Here is a 19,210-nt window from a genome sequence, read left to right on the forward strand (position 1 = left end):
TCCGCTGACAGACTCAACTGATGATGGCCCGGATCGGTTCGCCACCGTGGGCGATCTCAATCGGTCGCCCGGTACGATCTGGGACCGTCAGATGCGGATTGATTCCCATCAGTTCATAGATCGTGGCGACCAGATCGGCAGGAGACACCGCGTTCGACGTCGGATAGGCGCCAATCTTGTCCGTGGTTCCGTAGACAAGCCCTTGTTGAACTCCGCCGCCGATGAGCAGGCTGAATCCACATTGAGGCCAGTGGTCTCGGCCCGCTGTTCCGTTCACTTTTGGTGTACGGCCCATCTCACCCATGACCACAACCAATGTCGAATCGAGCAGCCCACGTGCGTCAAGATCGGACAGCAATGCGGGAATCACCTGATCCAACAGCGGCAGATTCAAATTCTTGAGCATCCCGAAATTATTCGAATGCATGTCATAGGCATGACCATAGTGATCGAAAATCTCTTGATGCACGCTGATGTAGGGCACACCCGACTCCACTAGCCGCCGCGCAATGAGCAGGCTCGACCCCACCAGATTCTGACCGTAGGCCTGACGCGTCGCATTCGACTCGAGATTCAGATCGAAGGCATCGCGGGCTCGGTCGGACGTCAGCATGAGGAATGCACGCCGCTGAGCGTCGCTCATCGTGTCGATCGCGCGCGACGACTGAGCCAGAGCAAAATTGCGATCGATCTGCGCAACGAGTGACTTCCGGCCATCCAACCTTTGAATCGACATTTCAGGCAGCGAATCCGCTGTCGGAGGGAAGGGCTGCCCGATCGGCATCACGGGATCATAGTCGGCAAACTTCGGCTCTCGCTCAAACGTGGGCTTGCACAGCGTGAACACGGGATCGTATTGCTTTCCAAGGAAGCCTCCGTACGGTCCACGACGACGATGTCCCTTCTGCCCGGAGCCAGGAAAACAGGGCATGCAGACCGCCCCTGGAAGATCATTGGGGCCCATTCCCAGATACTGGCAGATCGCCCCGATGTCCGGCGGATCGGTGGGCAAGGCCTGGGCGGACGGCTTGTCGTCCGTGAAGCCCGTCATGATCGGCAGTGGATCGTGCGAATTGAACATATGACTGAACGTGCGAATTAAAGTCGCTTTGTGCATCCACTGCGACAGTCGCGGCATCAGTTCACAGATACTGAGTCCCGGAACCGAGGTGTTGATTCCGGTGAATTCCCCACGAATCTCTACTGGGGCATCCGGCTTCAAGTCGAACATGTCAATGTGTGAGGGTCCACCCAGCAGATTGAACAAGATCACCGATTTGGCGCGTGACGAACGATTGCCGCCACCCCCGTCTTTTGCCGCGAGCCAGCGTGGCATGCCGAGTCCTAGCAATGACAATCCGCCTGCTCGTAAGATTTCACGACGGCTGACGCCATCACAGAGAGTCGCGCCGCGTCCGAGAACACTCAGCATATCTGTGAACTCCCGTTGATCGCCTGTCAGAAACCTGCCACCGCCGGTCCTCAGTCTGTCACATTTGCCGCCCACATCCAAGACGTGGTCTTAAAACGGCGTCTGAGGTTTTTATGCCAGGATGTCGTTCGCAACATGCCCCGCCACATCGGTCAAGCGAAAATCTCGTCCGGCATAGCGATAGGTCAGTTGCTCGTGATTAAGGCCCAAAAGATGCAAGATCGTCGCGTGCAGATCATTAATGTGCATCTTGTTCTCGACAGCGTAGTAGCCGTAGTCGTCAGTCGCTCCATAAGCAAGACCACCTTTCACACCTCCGCCCGCCATCCACATCGTGAAGCCGTGAGGATTGTGATCGCGGCCGTCGGTCCCCTGTGCCGTCGGCGTCCGGCCAAACTCTCCACCCCAAAGAACCAGTGTGTCTTTCAGCAAGCCTCGTGACTTCAGATCCTGTAGAAAACCTGCAATCGGCTTGTCGACCTCAGCAGCATTCTTCGTGTGGCCCTGATAAAGGTCGCCGTGTTGATCCCACTGCACCTCGCTGTCGCTGTGCGTGACCTGAACAAAACGAACACCTCGTTCCAGAAATCGTCGCGCCATCAGGCACTGGCGTCCGAAGTTCTCGGTCAATGGGTCATCAATGCCATACAGAGTCTTTGTCGTATCCGTCTCACTCGCCAAATCCTGGATCTCTGGCATCGCCGATTGCATGCGATAGGCCAATTCAAAAGAATTGAGCCGTCCTTCGAGCACCTGATCATGCCCCGCCATGTCGAGATGATTGTGATTCATCGCGCTGATCAGATCGAGTTGCCGTCGTTGCACGTCGGAATCGATGCGCGCGTTTCGGATGTGCTTGACGGTTGCCTGTCGAGCACTGACGGCGGCATTGCCGATCGGTGTTCCCTGGCAATACGCCGGCAGGAATGCGGCACCCCAGTTGTTGACGCCCCCGTGAGCGAGGGTCGGGCAGATCGTGACGAACGCGGGCAAGTTCTGATTCTCTGTCCCGAGCCCATACGTCACCCAAGAGCCCAGGCTGGGACGAACGAATTGATCGCTGCCAGTGTGAAGCTTCAAAAGCGCTCCGCCATGTGCGGGATTCGTCCCATGGACCGATCGAAGGATGCAGAGATCATCCACATGCCTGGCAACGTTTGGAAACAAATCACTGACGGGAAGTCCGCTTTGTCCATAGTTTCGAAACTTCCAGGGTGATTTCAGCAGATTTCCCTGCTTGGCGAATGTAATCTTCGGCAGCGCGAATGGCGGTTCTTTTCCATGATCCCGGTCAAGCAGCGGCTTTGGATCGAACGTATCGACATGCGATGGTCCGCCCTTCATGAAGAGAAAGACGATCCGCTTCGCTCGCGGCGCAAAATGAGCAGGCTTAGCCGCCAGCGGATCTGGACGCGCGGCACGAACCTCATTCGCTTGGCCGGACTGACTCAACAACGCCGTGAACGCGAGATGTCCGAAACCCACGGCGGAAGTCTTCAACAGTTGACGGCGCGACGGTCGCAAATAATCGTCATGCATGTTCATCTCACAAACAGAAACTCATTGCTCGCAAACAGACTTTGACAGAACAGCGTCCACGCACGCTGTCGAGCGTCTACGGGAGGACTGTCCTTATCACTGGTCGCAGAAGAAACAGGTTGATTGCTCAGGTTCGTGACGAATGCCAGAACTCGATTGGTTTCGGTGTCGGTCGGCACACGACTGAGGGCTCGTTCATAGCCGCGACGAACGCGGGCCGCATCGTCTATTGGTTGCTCAAGCAACTGCCGCGCAAATTCAGCAGCCGAATCCATCACAAGCTCCGAGTTCATCATGATCAGGGCCTGCGGCGCCACGGTCGTGGAATTCCGGCTGCCGGTTGGCATCGTCGGGTCAGGAAAGTCAAACTGCTCAAACAACGAATAGAGATTATTGCGAATGACGGGCAAGTAGAGCGCCCTTCGCAAGCTGTCGTATTTTGTGTGATCGATCGATGTATGATCGAAGACGAACTGGCGATTGCGAAGTGGAACCGACTTCCCTCCGACCGATTCATCCAATCGCCCTGAGACCTTCAGAACAGCGTCACGAATCTGCTCGGCGTCGAGCCGTTGCAGGCGAAATTTCCAGTAGAGGTGATCTTCCGGATCAACTTGTGATGCGTTCGCCTCATCGGGATGCGACGATGACATTAAATAGGTATTTGACGACAGAATGAGCCGGTGCATGTCCTGCGTCGACCATCCACCCTCGACGAACGTACTGGCCAGCCAATCCAGCAGTTCAGGGTGGGTGGGGCGATCGCCAAGTTTTCCGAAATTCTCGGTCGATGCGACAAGCCCCGCACCAAAGTGCCAACGCCAGATTCGATTCACGTAGACACGTGCCGTCAACGGATGCTGTCCACTCGCCATCCACTGCGCCAGTTCGAGGCGACCGCTACGCTCGGTGGGCACCACGAAGGGGCGACCTTCTGGCAGCATCACATGTGGCACATCGCGAGGAACTGATGTGCCGAGGTTCTGATGACTGCCCCGGATATGGATTGGCAGGCTGACGGCAACCGTCCCGTCGCTGACCCCCATCGCGGACGCCGCATCTGGCGCGTTACTCTCGACAATCCGAGCCTCTTCCGACAGGCGGTGATACTCACGCAGAGTTTGCTCGTCGAACGCAAATTCGGGTTTTGGCGGAACGGCCAGGAATCCAGAGGGGTCATACAAAACTTCACGAACACGCTCGAGTCGCGAGTCGCTCAGTTTTGCCGCCTTGGGATCTGCCTCACGCGCTGTGGCGAGCGCAGCTTCGGCTTCAGCAAAGAGTGGACGGAAGTGTTCAGCGATTCCAGCGAGATTGCCCTCGGCAACAAATTCATGCCACTTGCCTAACACATCATCATCGCGACGATACGACAAGTGCAGTCGACAATGATGCAAAGTTCTTGGATGCAGGCCACGCGGCGCGGCAATTGACGCAACTTGCGACAACGACATGCTGGGTTCAAACCCTGCCGCCGCGACGAGGTAGTCGGTAGCCTTTGCACGAATCTCATCACGCAGGCGCGACATGGCCGCGTTCTTGTACGCCGACGCCACTGCCTTCTTGTCGGCAATCTGCTTGTCAACCTCTTTCAAACTGGCCAGTTCTGTTTCGGTCGCAAAGCTGTATTCATTCCAATGCTTGATTGCGCCCGTATTCGAATCCGCAAAGGTTCTGGTGCTCTTGAAGATCGCGGCCAGCCCATAGTACTCCGACTGCTTGACCGGATCGAACTTATGGTCGTGACAGCGCACACATCCCAGCGTCATCCCCAGAAAGGCTTTGCCGGTCGTATCCAGTTGCTCGTCGATGGTATCCATCTCAAGCTTATTCCGATCAGGCTCGGCCAGAACCTTCGCACCCAACACCAAGAAGCCGGTTGCGGTTTGCGATTCCTGATTGGCGTCGGAAAGCAAGTCTCCCGCCAGTTGTTCGATCAGAAAGCGATCAAAAGGTTTATTCTGGTTGAATGCGTTGACGACATAGTCGCGATAGCGCCAGGCATTTCCGAACGCAAGATTCTCATCGAGTCCGTTCGAATCTGCATAGCGTGCGACGTCAAGCCAGTGCCGCCCCCAGCGAACACCATAACCTGGCGACTTCAACAAGCGTTCAACGACGGTGGTGAAGGCGGTTGAGGATTCGTCCGCAAGAAACGCGTCGACATCTTCTGGAGTTGGCGGGAGGCCAATCAGGTCAAACGTGACACGACGAATGAGCGTTCGTTTGTCGGCGGGGGGGGCGGGCTTTAACCCCTTGGCTTCGAGCTGCGCGAGCACGAACGCATCGACAGGCGTCTTAACCCAGGCATGATCACGCACCTCGGGCGCGATCGGCTTTACGACCGGTCTGAACGACCAGAACTGGCGGCCGTCTTCGATGCTCATTCCCGTCGGACCCGGCGCGCCCCCACCTTCGACGAGTTCGGTACGCGGATCGGGCGCACCCATGGCGACCCATTTTTCGAGAATTTCGATATCCGTCGCGGGAATGCGTCCTTTCGGCGGCATTTGCAAATCCGAGTTCTGATAGCGCACGGCGTCGATCAGACGACTCTTTTCGGATTCACTCGGGACGATGGCCGGCCCGGAATCGCCGCCTTTTAAGACGCCCGCCCGTGTATCCAGAGCCAATCCCCCTTTCGGCTCACGTGTCGTATGACACTCGTAGCAATGCTTGATAAGCAGCGGCCGAACGTGCTTTTCGAAGAACTCGATCGCCGCCGAATCCGGTTCATCCGCCCGGGCGGGTTGAGTTTGACAGCAGACCGCCGTCAGGCCGACAAACGTCCAAACCGCCACGCCGAATGTTTTCAAGCGGATTCGCTGCGCCATGCAACCAACTTCCATCAACGGTACTCATCTATCGAACGACACTAGAAATTGTCCCATGATTCTATGCAAGGATTTCGTTCACGATGCGGCCATGCACATCGGTCAACCGGAAATCGCGTCCCTGGGACCGATAGGTCAGGCGCGTGTGATCGAAACCAAGCAGATGTTGCAACGTGGCATGCAAATCGTGGACGTGAACGGGATTTTCAGCGACGTTGAAACCCAGATCGTCGGTCTTGCCATGCGTGTATCCCGGTTTCACCCCGCCGCCGGCAAGCCACATACTGAAGCACCGATTGTGATGGTCACGACCATCGCTGCCGCCTTGCACCATCGGCGTACGCCCGAATTCACCACCCCAGATCACCAGCGTGTCTTTCAGCAGTCCACGCTGCTTTAAGTCCATGACAAGCGCCGCGCTGGCCTGATCCGTATCAATGGCATTCTGCTTGACGCCCGCCGTCAGATTTCCGTGCTGGTCCCAAGCCTCGTGGAACAATTGTACGAAACGAACACCGCGTTCAATCAGCCGACGTGCCAACAGGCAGTTCCGTGAGAATGTCGAATCCTTCGGTGATTTGATGCCATAGCTGTCGAGCGTTTCTTTCGACTCGCTGCTGAGGTCCATCAGTTCAGGAGCACTCGTCTGCAACCGGTACGCCATTTCGTAGCTATGCATCCGCGCCGCCAGATCCTGGTCCAGATCCGACTTGACCGCTTCCGCATTCAGTCGATTGAGCGTGTCGAGTGATGCGCGTTGCGTTTCATTGTCGACACCGGCGGGATTCGACAGATAGAGGACCGGATCGCCGGCACCGCGGAACGGTGTGCCCGCATACATCGTCGGCATGAAGCCACAACCATAGTTACTGGCGCCGCCGCTGGTTCCTTTGGCACTGGTCAGCACCACAAAACCAGGAAGATCTTCGGACTCACTGCCCAATCCGTATAGCGTCCAGGAACCAAAACTGGGACGGCCGAATTGTTGAGAGCCCGAGTTCATCATGATCTGCGCGGGAGCATGATTCACAGCCTCGGTGTTCATCGTTCGAATCAAGCAAATATCATCGGCGATTTTTGCGGTGTGCGGCAGCACCTCGCTCAGTTCCATTCCGCACTGTCCGTGCCGTTCAAATTTGAACTTGGGACCAAGAAGAGCTGAGTTCGGATTGATGAACGCGGCGCGATACCCCTTCAAGAGGTCGGCTGGCGGCAGTTGACCATTGTGCTTCGTCAATTCGGGCTTGTGATCGAACAGCTCCAAATGGCTGGGAGCACCTGCCTGAAAAATGTAGATGACGCGTTTGGCCTTTGCGGCGTAATGGGGCCGCCGTGGCGCCAGCGGATTGGCAAGCGACGTTTCTTTCGCGTGGAGATCGCGCGACAAAAGCGAGCCGGCAGCCAGCCCGGCCAGTCCCACCCCGCAATCGCGGAAGAACCAGCGTCGTGTCAGGTACTGTGCTGACGCCTGTTTCAATTCTTGAAGCAAATTCATTGGAAACATCTCACTGAAATCGAGGCATTTACTTCTTGGTGATCGTCTCGTCGAGGTTCAACAGAACGCGTGCCGTCAACGTCCACGCGGCGGCGTCTTGAGGTGTGGCGGCGCTGGGGAGTTCTGGCAGTTTCGCCGGATCGCCCGTCGTAATTTCTCGCGGGTTGAGCCACCCTTCGGCGATTCGCTGACGCCGCGACTGCAGTAGATCCAGAATCGCGGCTTGTTCATCCGCATTCGGCGGGCGTGAGGTACAAAGGAAGAAGGCATAGCTGGCCCGATCAACGTCGTTGGGTCCAGCCTCGCGCAAGACTCGCAGGGCGAATGCTCGTGCCGCTTCGACAAAGATGGTTTCGTTCAGACTTGTTAATGCCGCCAACGGCGTGTTGGAGCGAGAGCGACGCGCACAGGCAAAATCCCCATTGGGCGCGTCGAAGTTCGACATCACGGGATCGGGCATTGACCGTTTGCGGAATCCATACACGGTACGTCGGTAGCGTTCGGCTCCTTCAGCAGGCTTCCAATACGCGGGATAGACGTAATTGATATCCAGCACGTTCTGAGGAACCGGCGGAATGATGCTTGGTCCGCCCCGCTTGTGCGTCATGAGTCCCGATACCGACAGTGCGATGTCACGCACGACTTCCGCCTCGGCACGGAAACGCGGTCCACGCGCGAGCAATATGTTGCGCGGATCGCGCTCCAACAAGGCGGGACTCGCCTGTGACGATTGCTGGTAAACATCACTACTGACGATCATTTGAATCAGCCGCTTGTGACTCCAGCCATGCTCCACGAAATCAGCTGCCAGCCAATCCAAAAGGTGACGATACTCGGGAACAGGGGCTCGGGTTCCAAAGTCATCCGACGTTTCGACGAGTCCCGTTCCGAAAATCGATTGCCAGACGCGGTTCACGGCAACGCGAGCGGTCAATGGCGAACGGGGATCGACAAGCCAGCGCGCAAATTCCAAACGGTTGCGTTCGGCATTCTGAGGCCAGGAATGGAAAACTGCCGGTGTGTGCGGTTCGATCGCCTGTTGCGGCTGATCCCATTCACCTCGACTCAGTTGATGAGTTTGCCGGCGTACCGCGGGCGATTGTTCGGCAAGGTGTAGGACCGACGTGGCCGCCTGTGGGAATGTATTCCAGAGAGCCTCGATCTCGTCCGTGACCGGTTTCGCGTCCGCAATGCTGGATCGCCAGGCGGCAAAAATCGCGGCCGACTGTTCTGGAGTTCGTTCCGCTTCTGGAACCGACAGCGCGAGCACCGCCGCATGATTCGCAGCAGGCGCGACTGGTGCGGGCCCCTTCGTCAGGCTAAATCGCAAGCAGCCGACCATGTCACCCATGCGCCATGCCAATTTCAACTGGGTTCCCTCGGGAACATGAAGTGGATGTTCAAACTGAACGACGGCCACTGATGCTTGGTTTCGGCGTCCGACTCCGCGATCGGCATTCCAGCTGGTGTCATCGGTGCCATCGATTAGGTGCGCAACAGGCCCCGTGACCTTTTTTCCATCCGCCTGTTTCTGTTCAGGCTGCGAGAAGTCGCTGGTTGCATTGACCAGCTTCACCTTTTCCCAATCTTTGGCATCAGGCTTTTTGACAAACGCTTCGAACTCATTGATCGCCCAGGTCCCGAACTTACTTCGCCCGGGACCATTGTGTGGCAAGTCGCGGTGTGGAAGTGCTTCCAAACGCAATCCCGTCGCCCCTTCCAGGACGGGTGCCGAGATCATAAAGACGTCGGCGCTGGGGTGACCTTTCATGAGCAGGGAATGGTCCGCTTCCTGCGTCGGATGGTTCAGGCCACTGATTGTCCCGAGTTCCGTCGCGATCAGCGGTTCCCATGCGGGTTGCTGCTCAACCAGGACCTTCGACCAAGTCGCGAGTTCCGTTTCCCACTGTGGCCGCATCGATCGAAAGCGTTCTTCCGCCTCACGAACGCGCCGGTGAATCTCGCGAATCTGCTGCTCTTGCTCGGGCGTGTAGACCCACGACTGTGCTTCGTACGAGGTATTCAGGAACGCGAACAGGCCATAATACTCGTCATGTGTGAACGGATCAAATTTGTGCGAATGGCATTGGGCGCACTGCACAGTCAGTCCCAAGACGGCTTTTCCAAGACAGTCGATTCGGTCGAACATCTCGGCCATTCGAAACTGTTCGGCGACAATCGCCCCTTCTTCATTGATCATGCTGTTGCGAAGGAAGCCGGTGGCGATGATCTGCTGCTGCGTCGGGTTGGGAAGCAGATCGCCTGCCAATTGCTCGATCAGGAACTGGTCGTAAGGCATATCACGATTGACCGCGTCAATCACCCAATCACGCCAAACCCACTGCTCGCGCGGCATGTCCTTTTCGTAGCCATTCGTGTCTGAGTATCGCGCCGCATCAAGCCACGGGCGTGCCCACTTTTCACCGAATCGTTCGCTTTTCAGCAACTTCTCTACGGTCGCGGCGACACCGTGCAGTTCGAAGTCCTTCAGTTCCTGAGGGGATGGCGGCAATCCGATCAGATCGAGATAGATCCGGCGGCAGAGCATCGAAGAAGGCGCTTTGGCCGTCAGCGACATGCCCTGGTCTTTGAGATGCGAGACGACGAACGCATCGATGGGATTTTGTGCGTCGTTTTTTGGCAGATCGGTCTTCTGCGGTGGAACGAACGCCCAGTGCGATTCGTACTTCGCACCATCTTTGATCCATTCGCTCAGTTGCGAGATCTCTTTCGCGGACAACGGCTTGTTGTGGCTGGGAGGTGGCATCACCGCATCCGGGTCGGCGGAGGTGACGCGTTTCATTAGTTCGCTCATCTCTGGCGAGCCGGGGACGATCGCGGCGATTCCGGATTCACCGCCTTTAAGTGCTCCGTCGCGTTGATCAAGCCGGAGACCACTTTTCCGATCAGCGGCGTCGACACCGTGGCACAGCGTGCAATGTTCCGCCAGGATCGGCTGAATATCACGTTGAAAGTCAGCCGAATCGCCAGAACTTCCGGCCATCAGCAGAGAAAGAATGATCAATAGCGGAGTACAAGGTTGGCGCAACAGCATCGGCAGGTCTCATCCGCGGGCGAGGCCGATCATGGGCTGATCGGTGGTGGGCAGACACGCATCAAAGTTTACCAAGATTCAATTGCGTTTTTGTACCCCTTTTGGGCCTCGCTTTGACAATTCCGCAGATGTCGCAACAGAAAATCTGCGGATCAATTGGCTTATGACGATCCTGGCAGAACATGGCCGTCCGTCCAGACGTCACACTACCGGTGCCACTCAGTACCGCTAAGCCATTGGTCTGGAAGGAGTTTCGACGGGTGGAATGTAAGTATTGGTCAATTTCGCGTAGTCTTCGCGAACAGGACTGAAGACGTCAAGCACGACACATTTTCCATCCACCGCGACCGCACGATGCATCACATTCGGCGGAATGAGGAACATCGACCCCGGTTGGCATAAACGGGTTTCGTCGCCAATCGTCAATTGCAGCGTCCCCTGGATCAGCATCCCACCCTGCTCGTGAGGGTGGGAATGCATGGGAACCTCGGAGCCGGGGTCCATTTCCAGGTACGATAGCATCATGTTCTTGCCGAATGGTGTCCGCATCCGGCAGCCTGGCACTGGCTCGATCGGCTGATACTCGGAAATATCGATGAAGCCCATGTTGCTCTCCACCCTTGTGTGACAAGTGCGCTGCGGCGATTGTCACGGCAAACCCGATCCACTTCGATCATTGAACGCCATGCCAGGATAGGATTGGACCGTCATTTTCCCATCACGAACTTGACCAAGGGGACAGCGTCGCGGTAATCGGGAATGACGACATCGGCGCCAACGCCCAAAAGTCGCTTTCGTTTCCACTCGTCAACACGTCCTGATCCATTGTTGGCTTCGTCACTGGCCACGGCGATCGCCAGGCCACCGACTTCCTTGGTATTCTCGATTTCGACATAGCCATCGCCAAAGGCGATCAACTGACTGCCGTCGATTTCGTTCTCACGCAGAATTCGATCGATGATCATCTTTTTCGAGAACTGCTTGTAATCATCGAGTGCTCCGTAGATATGAGTCCCGAAATAGCGGGTCACGTCGAGCAGATTGGCTTCGTCTTTGACCGCATATTCGTCGGTGCCACTGGCGAGATACAGTGTCACCCCTTCTTGCTGCAGGTGGTCGAGCAATGCGCGCACGCCATGTACCAGCAGTTCCTCGGTTTTCACGGTCCCGTTTCTAAGTCCCGTCGTTCGCTCGTGCGTGCGGATTTCGAGCCGTCGCAGGTATTCGTGCTTGTACCAGAGTGGTTCGAGTGGTTCACCGCCACGTTCGCGAACACGATCCGCCAACTGAATCATTTGATAAATGGTCTGCTTGCCGTTGAGACGCATGATGTCGTCCCACGCCATCCGGCGAAGATCGGTTTCATTCTCGCCGGGCTTTGGTCCGAGCATTTCCACGAACATCGGAACCATCACCTCAGGCCATCCCTGACGAATCAGCGAGATGGTCCCGTCGAAATCAAACACCGCATGCGTTAGCTTGGGACGTGGGGTCAACGGTTTGGGCAATTCAACACTTGGCCAGCGTGGATCAGCTGCAGAACGCGGTGCAGTTTCGGTCGACTCGGACATTCTCAACTCCAGCGATAAAAAATTACCAATGACGTGCGGCTAGATCTTAATTGGTCTCGCGACCAACGACAACGCGGCCCGCACCTCGATCTTCACGCTGGAATTCTGGCGTTTTATCTCTGCGCCTCCGCGTCTCTGTGCCTCCCTTTGCACCAATGTGCTTCCGAAGTGCGCAAAACGTTCAGCGGGCCCAGCGGAGGATGGGGAGGCAAAGTGGCACGGAGGCGCAGAGTGAGAATAAGCAATGAGAAATTGAAGTCGTTTCCACTGCCGTCACGGATGGGATCACTCAGGAATCGGATCTGTCCGTCGCACGACTTTGCCTTCCCAATTGGCTTCGTCCGTTGCCGGATCGTAAGTCAGCAGCCGGACGGCGCTGTGTTTTACGGGCGCGACATTCGTAGCGGGAATCCACTTTCGGTGTTCCGCAATCGCGGTAACATATTCGGCTTTTGACGCGAGATTGTCCCATTCGCGAGGATCGTTTTGGATGTCGTAGAGCTCTTCGCTTCCGTCCGCATATCGAATATACCGCCAGCGTTCACTGCGAATGCCGTGATTGTCGCGATTGTGCGTCGTGATGGCCGGTCGCAGCCGCTTGGCCTCCGCATTTTTGAGTTGTGGAACGAGGGACAAACCTTCGAGATCCGGACGCCCCCCAAGTCCGCACAGCTCAATCAGCGTCGGGTAAATGTCGAGCAACTCTGCAGGCTGTGTGCAACGTCCACCTGATGTCACGCCAGGTCCGGCAAAGATCAATGGGACACGGGTTCCGCGATCCCATAGCGAGTTTTTCCCGGTGATTCCTTTCTCACCCAAATGCCACCCGTGGTCGCCCCAGAGCACGATCACTGTCTTGTCCGCCAACCCCGCTTCCTCAAGCGCATCCACCAGCCGACCGACTTGCGCGTCGACGAAGCTGGTACTGGCGAGATACGACCTGACCAGATTTCGCCACTGATGATTCTCTTGCAACCACTTCAGACGTGGCTCGGGCAGGTGCCAATGCAGATACCAGGAAAATCGCGGCGTATCATCGCGGTCATCGGATTTCACGCTTGGAAGAACCGAATCGTCATCTGGATACAGATCAAACCATTTTTGAGTCGCATAGCATGGGACATGCGGTAAAAAGAACCCTGTGGCGAGAAAGAAAGGCCGGTCCCTGGGCAAGGTCCTAATTTGATCGACGGCCCAACTGGCAATTTGATAGTCGCCTTTGTCTTCATCCTTGTGTGGAAACACGCCCCAGTCCATCAGCGGGTTGTTGCCCATCGGGGTGGGGCCGATCAGTTTCTGCGCAGGTTTTGCCCCGATACTGCTTCCAGGCCCCCAAACGTCGAACTCCTGTCCGCGTTTTTCAGGTCCGCCCGCATCTCCGTGATGAATCTTTCCAGTATTCAGCGTGCGATAGCCGTGGTGCTGGAAATGCTGTGACAGCGTCACCCGATCTTTCCATTCGTCGACACTTCGAAACCACGGCGAAAGCCCATAAACGCCCGTTGTCGAGGGGCGCAGCCCCAGCATCAGACTGGTCCGAGACGGATTGCAGAGCGGAGCCTGGCAATGTGCATTCAGAAAGACGGTTCCTCGCTGCGCCAGCTCATCAATCCGCGGCGTCTTTACGAGCGGGTGCCCCCCCAGGGCTCCAATCCAATCGTTCTGGTCATCAATGGCGATGAAGAGGACGTTCGGTCGATCGGCAACGTCCGAGGCCGACTGTGCACGTTGCCGAATGCGTGGCTGCCGGGGCTCATCCGCCATGGACGAAGGGGGCAAGCTCAGCCCGAACACAAAAGCGATCAGCCAACCGATGGAACGGAAGGTCCTGACCAACGGAAATCGATACAGGAAATCAGTTCGAGCCCATCGAACGATTTGTTGGCGCGTATCGCGAAGCATCCACATCCCCATCTCCGGCCCGGGCATCCTGGTCCATCAATCACTTCGTCGATTTCGGCTCATTGTCGAATGGACGATTCCCGTGCGCGGCGCGTGGTGGGGCGCCAGTTTCTTTAACTTCCACCCGCAGCCGATCCAATTCCGCACGCAACTCTTTGACGACATCCGCATACGCGGGATCGTTGTAAAAACTCTTCACTTCATTGGGATCTTTTTCTCGATCGAGCAGTTCCCAATCGTCGACATCTGGCAGATAGTAATGAACCAGCTTGTAACGGTCGGTGATCACGCCGTAGTGCGGTCGAACTCGATGCGGCAACGGAAACTCGTAGTAGTGGTAGTACAAGCTTTTTCGCCAATCCGCCGGGGTTTCGCCTTTCATCAACGGGACGAGACTGCGTCCTTGCGCGTCGGGTAGATTGGCAGTCCCCGACAATTCCAGAAATGTCGGCGCGAAGTCCATCAAAGACACAATTTCATGGCGGACCTGACCAGGTTTCACCAAACCAGGCATCCGCATGACGAGTGGACTGCGAAGTGACTCTTCGAAGATCCAGCGTTTGTCGAACCAGCCATGCTCGCCCAAATAGAATCCCTGATCCGACGTGAACACGATGAGCGTATCCTGTGAGAGTCCCTCTTGATCGAGAAACTTGAGCAACCGCCCGACGTTGTCGTCCACAGCCTTCACACAGCCAAGATAGTCGTGCATGTATCGGTTATAGCGCCAGCGCACAAGGTCTTTCCCCTGGGGGTTCATCTTGCGAAACGCATCATTTCGAGGGCCGTAATAGGCGTTCCAAACCTGGAGTTGTTCGGCCGTCATGTTGGGCGGGGGTTTCAGCTTCGCGTCCAAATCGGTGAACGTCCGGTCAATCCCCATGTCATGGTCGCTGACGGCCTTGCTTCTTCCGGCATAGTCATCAAACAGCGTTTCTGGTTCGGGATACTGCCGATCTTGATCCCAGCCCAGATCACGGAGCGCCGGGGCCCATTCACGATGAGGCGCTTTGTGCTGACTCATCAACACAAATGGCTTTGATTTGTCTCGATTCTTCAACCAGTCAATCGAAAGGTCGGTAATGATGTCGGTGGCATAGCCTTCGTGCTTTACTTCTTCACCATTACGAATCATGGGCGGATTGTAGTACAGCCCCTGGCCGGGCAGGATATGCCAGTGATCGAACCCCGTCGGATCGCTGATCAGATGCCATTTGCCGATGATTGCCGTGGAGTAGCCCGCCGCCTGCATCGCCTTCGGAAAAGTGGGCTGACTGCCGTCAAACCGGCTGTTGGAATTGTTGTAGAAGCCATTCCGATGGGAATACATTCCGGTCAGAATCGTTGCGCGGCTCGGACCACAGATCGAATTGGTGACAAGACAGCGATCAAAACGAATCCCCTCGGCGCCGATCCGATCAATGTGAGGGGTCGACAACAACTTTCGCTTTTCGCCATACGAACTGACGGCCTGACAGGTGAGGTCATCCGTGAAGATAAACAGAATATTGGGCCGCTTCGGTTCGATGGCATGCACCGCCCGGTGCGACGAAACAATCAGCAACACGACGAACGCGAGACAGCCAACCAAACGATGCGACATGGCAACTCTCTTCGAAAGTTCGTTCGACTCACATCACGCGTCGTCGTTGGCCGACAACGCAGGTCAGGCCACTACGGATTTCCGACCATTAGTCAGCAACGACACCAAAATGAGTGTCACAAATCCGAGCGGAATTGTCACGATTCCCGGCTGACTAAACGGCACACAGGCCAGCGCCGCAGACTGATCCGCCGTATAGCCATAGACTTTCTGGAACGTATCCGCACTCAACAAAATCCACCCAAGTGAACTGAACAGCCCCACGAAGATCGCGGCCGTGATTCCTTGCTTGGTGGTACGGTCCCAGAAGAGCAGCATCACGAGTGACGGCAGATTGGCGGACGCAGCAACACTGAACGCCCAGCCGACCAGAAAACCGGCATTCATATCTTTAAAGAGAATTCCGAGTACGATCGCCACAATGCCGACGACGACCGCCGCGGCCTTACCCAGACGAACTTTTTCATGGTCGTTCATCTTCCACTGCAATACGCTGCTGAGAAGATCATGCACAACCGCGCCACTGGCGGCCACAATCAACCCGCTGACAGTTCCAAGTACCGTCGTGAAGGCGATCGCCGAAATCACGGCGAACAGTGTTTCGCCAAAGCTTTTGGCCAGCAGAGGTGCTGCCATGTTCGAGTCGGTCAGATCGAGTGTTCCACTGGTCATCGCGCCCAGTCCCAGAAACAGCGTGAGCACGTAGAACGCACCAATTGTTCCGATCCCAACAACCGTGCTAAGACGCGCCGCCGCCTGATTCTTCACGGTGTAGTAACGGATCAAAATATGTGGCAATGACGCGGTTCCACAGAACAACGCCAGCATGAGCGACACAAAATCCAGTCGAGCGACCAATTGATCTTTCTGCAATCCCTTGAACAGAGGGCTGTTGCCGGGGCGCAGTACTTTTGCGCCGCTCGTGGGTTGGGGAGTCCAGGTGGTCGTCTTCTCACCATCGACGACTGATTCCTTCTTCGACCAAAGCACGACTTCACTGTTCTGTAATGCGGCCAGATACTCGAACGGACCAAGGGGTCCCGTTTCGGTTTTTCCATCCGGAAGTCGACTTAGATGCCCCACGGGCCGCAGATCGGCTTCTCCTTCATTGCGTCCCTGAGGGATTCCGTTGATGAACTTGCTTCCGTCCTTTTTGACGACCAGCGTCTGAGGTGCGTTTGCCAGCTCGCTGTTGTCGACCTTCAAACCGCGATTGAGAATCATCACCGTCAGGATCGCGCTGAACAGGACCAGTAACGATCCTTTGATAAACTGGACATAGGTGGTGCTTACCATTCCGGCCGTCGCAACGATCAGCACGACGACGATCCCGACCATGACCACTCCCGCCTCGTGGGGAAAGCCGAGTAGCGGTTTGATTAGCGAACCTGCACCCACCATTTGAGGGATCAAATAGAAAATACTGACGACCAGCGTGCTGATTCCCGCCGCCAAAGTGATGCCGCGGGATTGAAACTGGCTGTTGAGTGCGTCGGCAAATGTAAATTTCCCCAATCGTTTCAGCGGCTCGGCGACAACAAAGAGAGCCACCACCCACCCGGCCAGAAAACCAATCGAATACAGAAATCCGTCGTACCCGAAGAAGGCGATCGTCCCACAGATTCCCAGGAATGACGCAGCGGAGAGATAATCCCCAGCGAATGCAACTCCGTTGACCAGCCAGTGGATCTGACCTCCCGCGGCAAAGTACCCTGACGCGGATTTGGTCTTGGCCGCAAAATAAAAGCTCAAACCCAGCGTAACAGCCACAAACAGGCCAAACACGATAACCGACAACGCGGACGGGGAGTGGAGCATGAAGGGTCTTCGAACTGGAGCCGGAGGAGAGAATTGAACGCGAATCTGACGGGAGAAGCGTGAGTCTTATGACGTTCGCCGGCCACGGCAGAGCCAGCAGTAGACCAGCGCCAGCGCCATCGCGAGTCCGATCAAAAAGAATCCGTACAGCACGGCCACATTCAGGCCCCATGCTGGTGTCAGTTCCATCAGATCTGGTCGGAAGGCGTTCACCCCGACGAACCCCGCATAAATGATGCAATAAAACAGAAAGAGCACCATCCCATAGCGGGCATTACGCGCCGCGATCACAGGATCTTCCACCTCTTTGGGATACTCAGCTCCGTGATCAAGACCAGCCATGGATACGTCTCACAATGCGCATCGAAACGCGCAAAAAACGGGTGTGAATTCACTACTTCCGATTGGGTCAGCAGGAATATCACGCCACACGAGTGACGGCAACCGTAACGGCCGATTGACTCGGATGGACGAACTGCAACAACTGCGGAGCGTCCCGAGACACATCGAAGTCCCAGATTCGACACTTCGATCGCGAACACGACCAGGGCACCGAATCCGCGCGAGGACTCCGTACGCCCATCGCTGTCAGGAGACCGAACGGCTTCCACGCCAGTTCGAATCAGGCGCAGGTGCCTTGATTTACGCAATGCAGTGCGTTTTTCCTAATGGCCAGGGCGAGTCCCCGTTATCCGACGGAACGTTTCGCGGAGTTCCTGATGGATGGAGACCGGATCACAGATAGACCTGTAAGTTTGCGTCAATCACGCTATCCTTTGGTCGTTCCATTCTTGTCTCGTCGGTCGCGGCGCAGCCACTCGCCCCTGACAGATTCGTAAGAATCGCGAGCAGGTTTGCGACGAGTTCATCGACGTGTCAATTCAGGTTTGAAGGTCCACTAGAAGCTTCATGTCGCGCGAGCCGTTGTTCAAAATGAGCGAAGCGGGGTTGTTTTGCCCACGCGGAGCGTTTTATGTCGATCCTTGGGCGCCGGTTTCGACCGCTGTGATCACTCACGCGCATGCCGACCACGCCGTGAAAGGATCACGGCGTTATATCACAGCAGAACCCGGAAAGTGGGTGCTTTGGTCGCGCATGGGACAGCATGCACGAATCGAGTCGTTGAAATACGGCGAGTCGGTTGATCTGAATGGCGTCCATGTCTCGCTGCATCCCGCTGGGCATATTCTGGGATCAGCCCAAGTCCGAGCCGAATACAAGTGTGAAGTCTGGGTCATTTCGGGAGACTACAAGGTCGCTCCAGACGCCACCTGCGCGACGTTTGAGCCGATTCGATGCGATACATTCGTGACCGAATCGACGTTCGCCCAGCCGATCTTTCAATGGCAACCGCAAGAGGTGATCTTTTCTGAAATTCACGATTGGTGGCAGGCCAATCAAGCCGACGGGCAAGCGAGTTTCCTGTTCGCGTACGCACTTGGTAAAGCCCAGCGTCTGCTTGCCGGCCTCGATTCTTCGATTGGTCCGATTTTTGTGCACCGCGACATCGACACGGTTAATTCGCATTACCGTCAAAGCGGTGTCACACTCTCGGCGGCGCGGGTTCCGAACGCCGGCATGACAACCGCCGAATGGAATCGGTCGCTGATTCTGCAGCCGCCATCCGCGAGATGGAAACAAGGGTTCCCTCATCTGGGGCACTACAAGAACGCCTTCGTGTCAGGCTGGATGACACTTCCCGATTCGCTGCACGAACGCCGCGTTCATAGCGGTTTTGCGTTGTCGGATCATGCGGACCATCGCGAACTGTTGGGTGCGATCGCCGCCACCGGTGCCGAGCGAGTCTTCGTGACACACGGCTATATCGACGAATTCGTCGCTGAATTGCGAACTCTCGGGTATGACGCGGTCGCTCAGCGTACACCGCGTTGTCGCCGTCCACCCAAAGTCCAAAGCCCCGCGAGTCTTTGAGTTTTTCTTTCGGCGATGTTCGCGGAATT

General features: G+C 56.3%; 12 protein-coding genes. 1 reads left to right on the forward strand and 11 read right to left on the reverse strand.

Annotated elements, in window-relative coordinates; genetic code table 11:
- Positions 1-13 precede the first annotated feature (13 nt).
- The 11 genes from OSO_RS0119820 to OSO_RS44315 form a co-directional block, all read right to left on the reverse strand.
- Positions 14-1,432 carry a DUF1501 domain-containing protein gene (locus OSO_RS0119820; RefSeq protein WP_010584910.1) on the reverse strand — a complete coding sequence of 473 codons (1,419 nt, stop codon included), beginning with the start codon at positions 1,430-1,432 and terminating at the stop codon, positions 14-16.
- Positions 1,433-1,543: 111 nt separating this feature from the next.
- A complete protein-coding gene (locus tag OSO_RS0119825) occupies positions 1,544-2,977 on the reverse strand; it encodes a DUF1501 domain-containing protein (RefSeq protein ID WP_010584911.1) in 1,434 nt (477 codons plus the stop codon).
- On the reverse strand, positions 2,974-5,805 hold the full coding sequence (locus OSO_RS0119830) for a PSD1 and planctomycete cytochrome C domain-containing protein (protein ID WP_010584912.1): 2,832 nt from the start codon (positions 5,803-5,805) through the stop codon (positions 2,974-2,976). Before OSO_RS0119830 ends, OSO_RS0119825 begins: the two co-directional genes overlap by 4 nt.
- Before the next feature lie 61 nt (positions 5,806-5,866).
- The gene (locus OSO_RS0119835) at positions 5,867-7,309 is read right to left on the reverse strand and encodes a DUF1501 domain-containing protein (protein WP_010584913.1); all 1,443 of its coding nucleotides are present in this window, start codon (positions 7,307-7,309) and stop codon (positions 5,867-5,869) included.
- A gap of 19 nt (positions 7,310-7,328) precedes the next feature.
- Complete coding sequence (locus OSO_RS0119840; protein WP_010584914.1) at positions 7,329-10,355, reverse strand: DUF1553 domain-containing protein; 3,027 nt, start codon at positions 10,353-10,355, stop codon at positions 7,329-7,331.
- 228 nt (positions 10,356-10,583) lie between these two features.
- Positions 10,584-10,961, reverse strand: coding sequence for a cupin domain-containing protein (locus tag OSO_RS0119845; protein WP_010584915.1), 378 nt, complete (start codon positions 10,959-10,961; stop codon positions 10,584-10,586).
- A 101-nt stretch (positions 10,962-11,062) separates the two neighbouring features.
- Positions 11,063-11,926 (reverse strand): HAD family hydrolase, encoded by an 864-nt coding sequence (locus tag OSO_RS0119850; RefSeq protein ID WP_010584916.1) that lies wholly within the window; start codon positions 11,924-11,926, stop codon positions 11,063-11,065.
- 285 nt (positions 11,927-12,211) lie between these two features.
- Positions 12,212-13,834: a sulfatase gene (locus tag OSO_RS0119855; RefSeq protein WP_237729317.1), complete on the reverse strand. Its 1,623-nt coding sequence runs from the start codon at positions 13,832-13,834 to the stop codon at positions 12,212-12,214.
- 34 nt (positions 13,835-13,868) lie between these two features.
- Entirely contained in the window at positions 13,869-15,431 is a 1,563-nt protein-coding gene (locus OSO_RS0119860) for a sulfatase family protein (protein WP_010584918.1), read from the reverse strand.
- 63 nt (positions 15,432-15,494) lie between these two features.
- Complete coding sequence (locus tag OSO_RS0119865) at positions 15,495-17,249, reverse strand: sodium/solute symporter (protein WP_010584919.1); 1,755 nt, start codon at positions 17,247-17,249, stop codon at positions 15,495-15,497.
- 66 nt (positions 17,250-17,315) lie between these two features.
- Complete coding sequence (locus OSO_RS44315; protein ID WP_050986166.1) at positions 17,316-17,591, reverse strand: DUF485 domain-containing protein; 276 nt, start codon at positions 17,589-17,591, stop codon at positions 17,316-17,318.
- Between the two features lie 567 nt (positions 17,592-18,158).
- Between OSO_RS44315 and OSO_RS44320 the strand changes: the two genes are divergently transcribed.
- Positions 18,159-19,181: a ligase-associated DNA damage response exonuclease gene (locus OSO_RS44320; protein ID WP_010584922.1), complete on the forward strand. Its 1,023-nt coding sequence runs from the start codon at positions 18,159-18,161 to the stop codon at positions 19,179-19,181.
- The last annotated feature ends 29 nt before the right edge of the window (positions 19,182-19,210 follow it).

It is taken from the genome of Schlesneria paludicola DSM 18645 (genome assembly GCF_000255655.1).
In the GTDB taxonomy this organism is placed as follows: domain Bacteria; phylum Planctomycetota; class Planctomycetia; order Planctomycetales; family Planctomycetaceae; genus Schlesneria; species Schlesneria paludicola.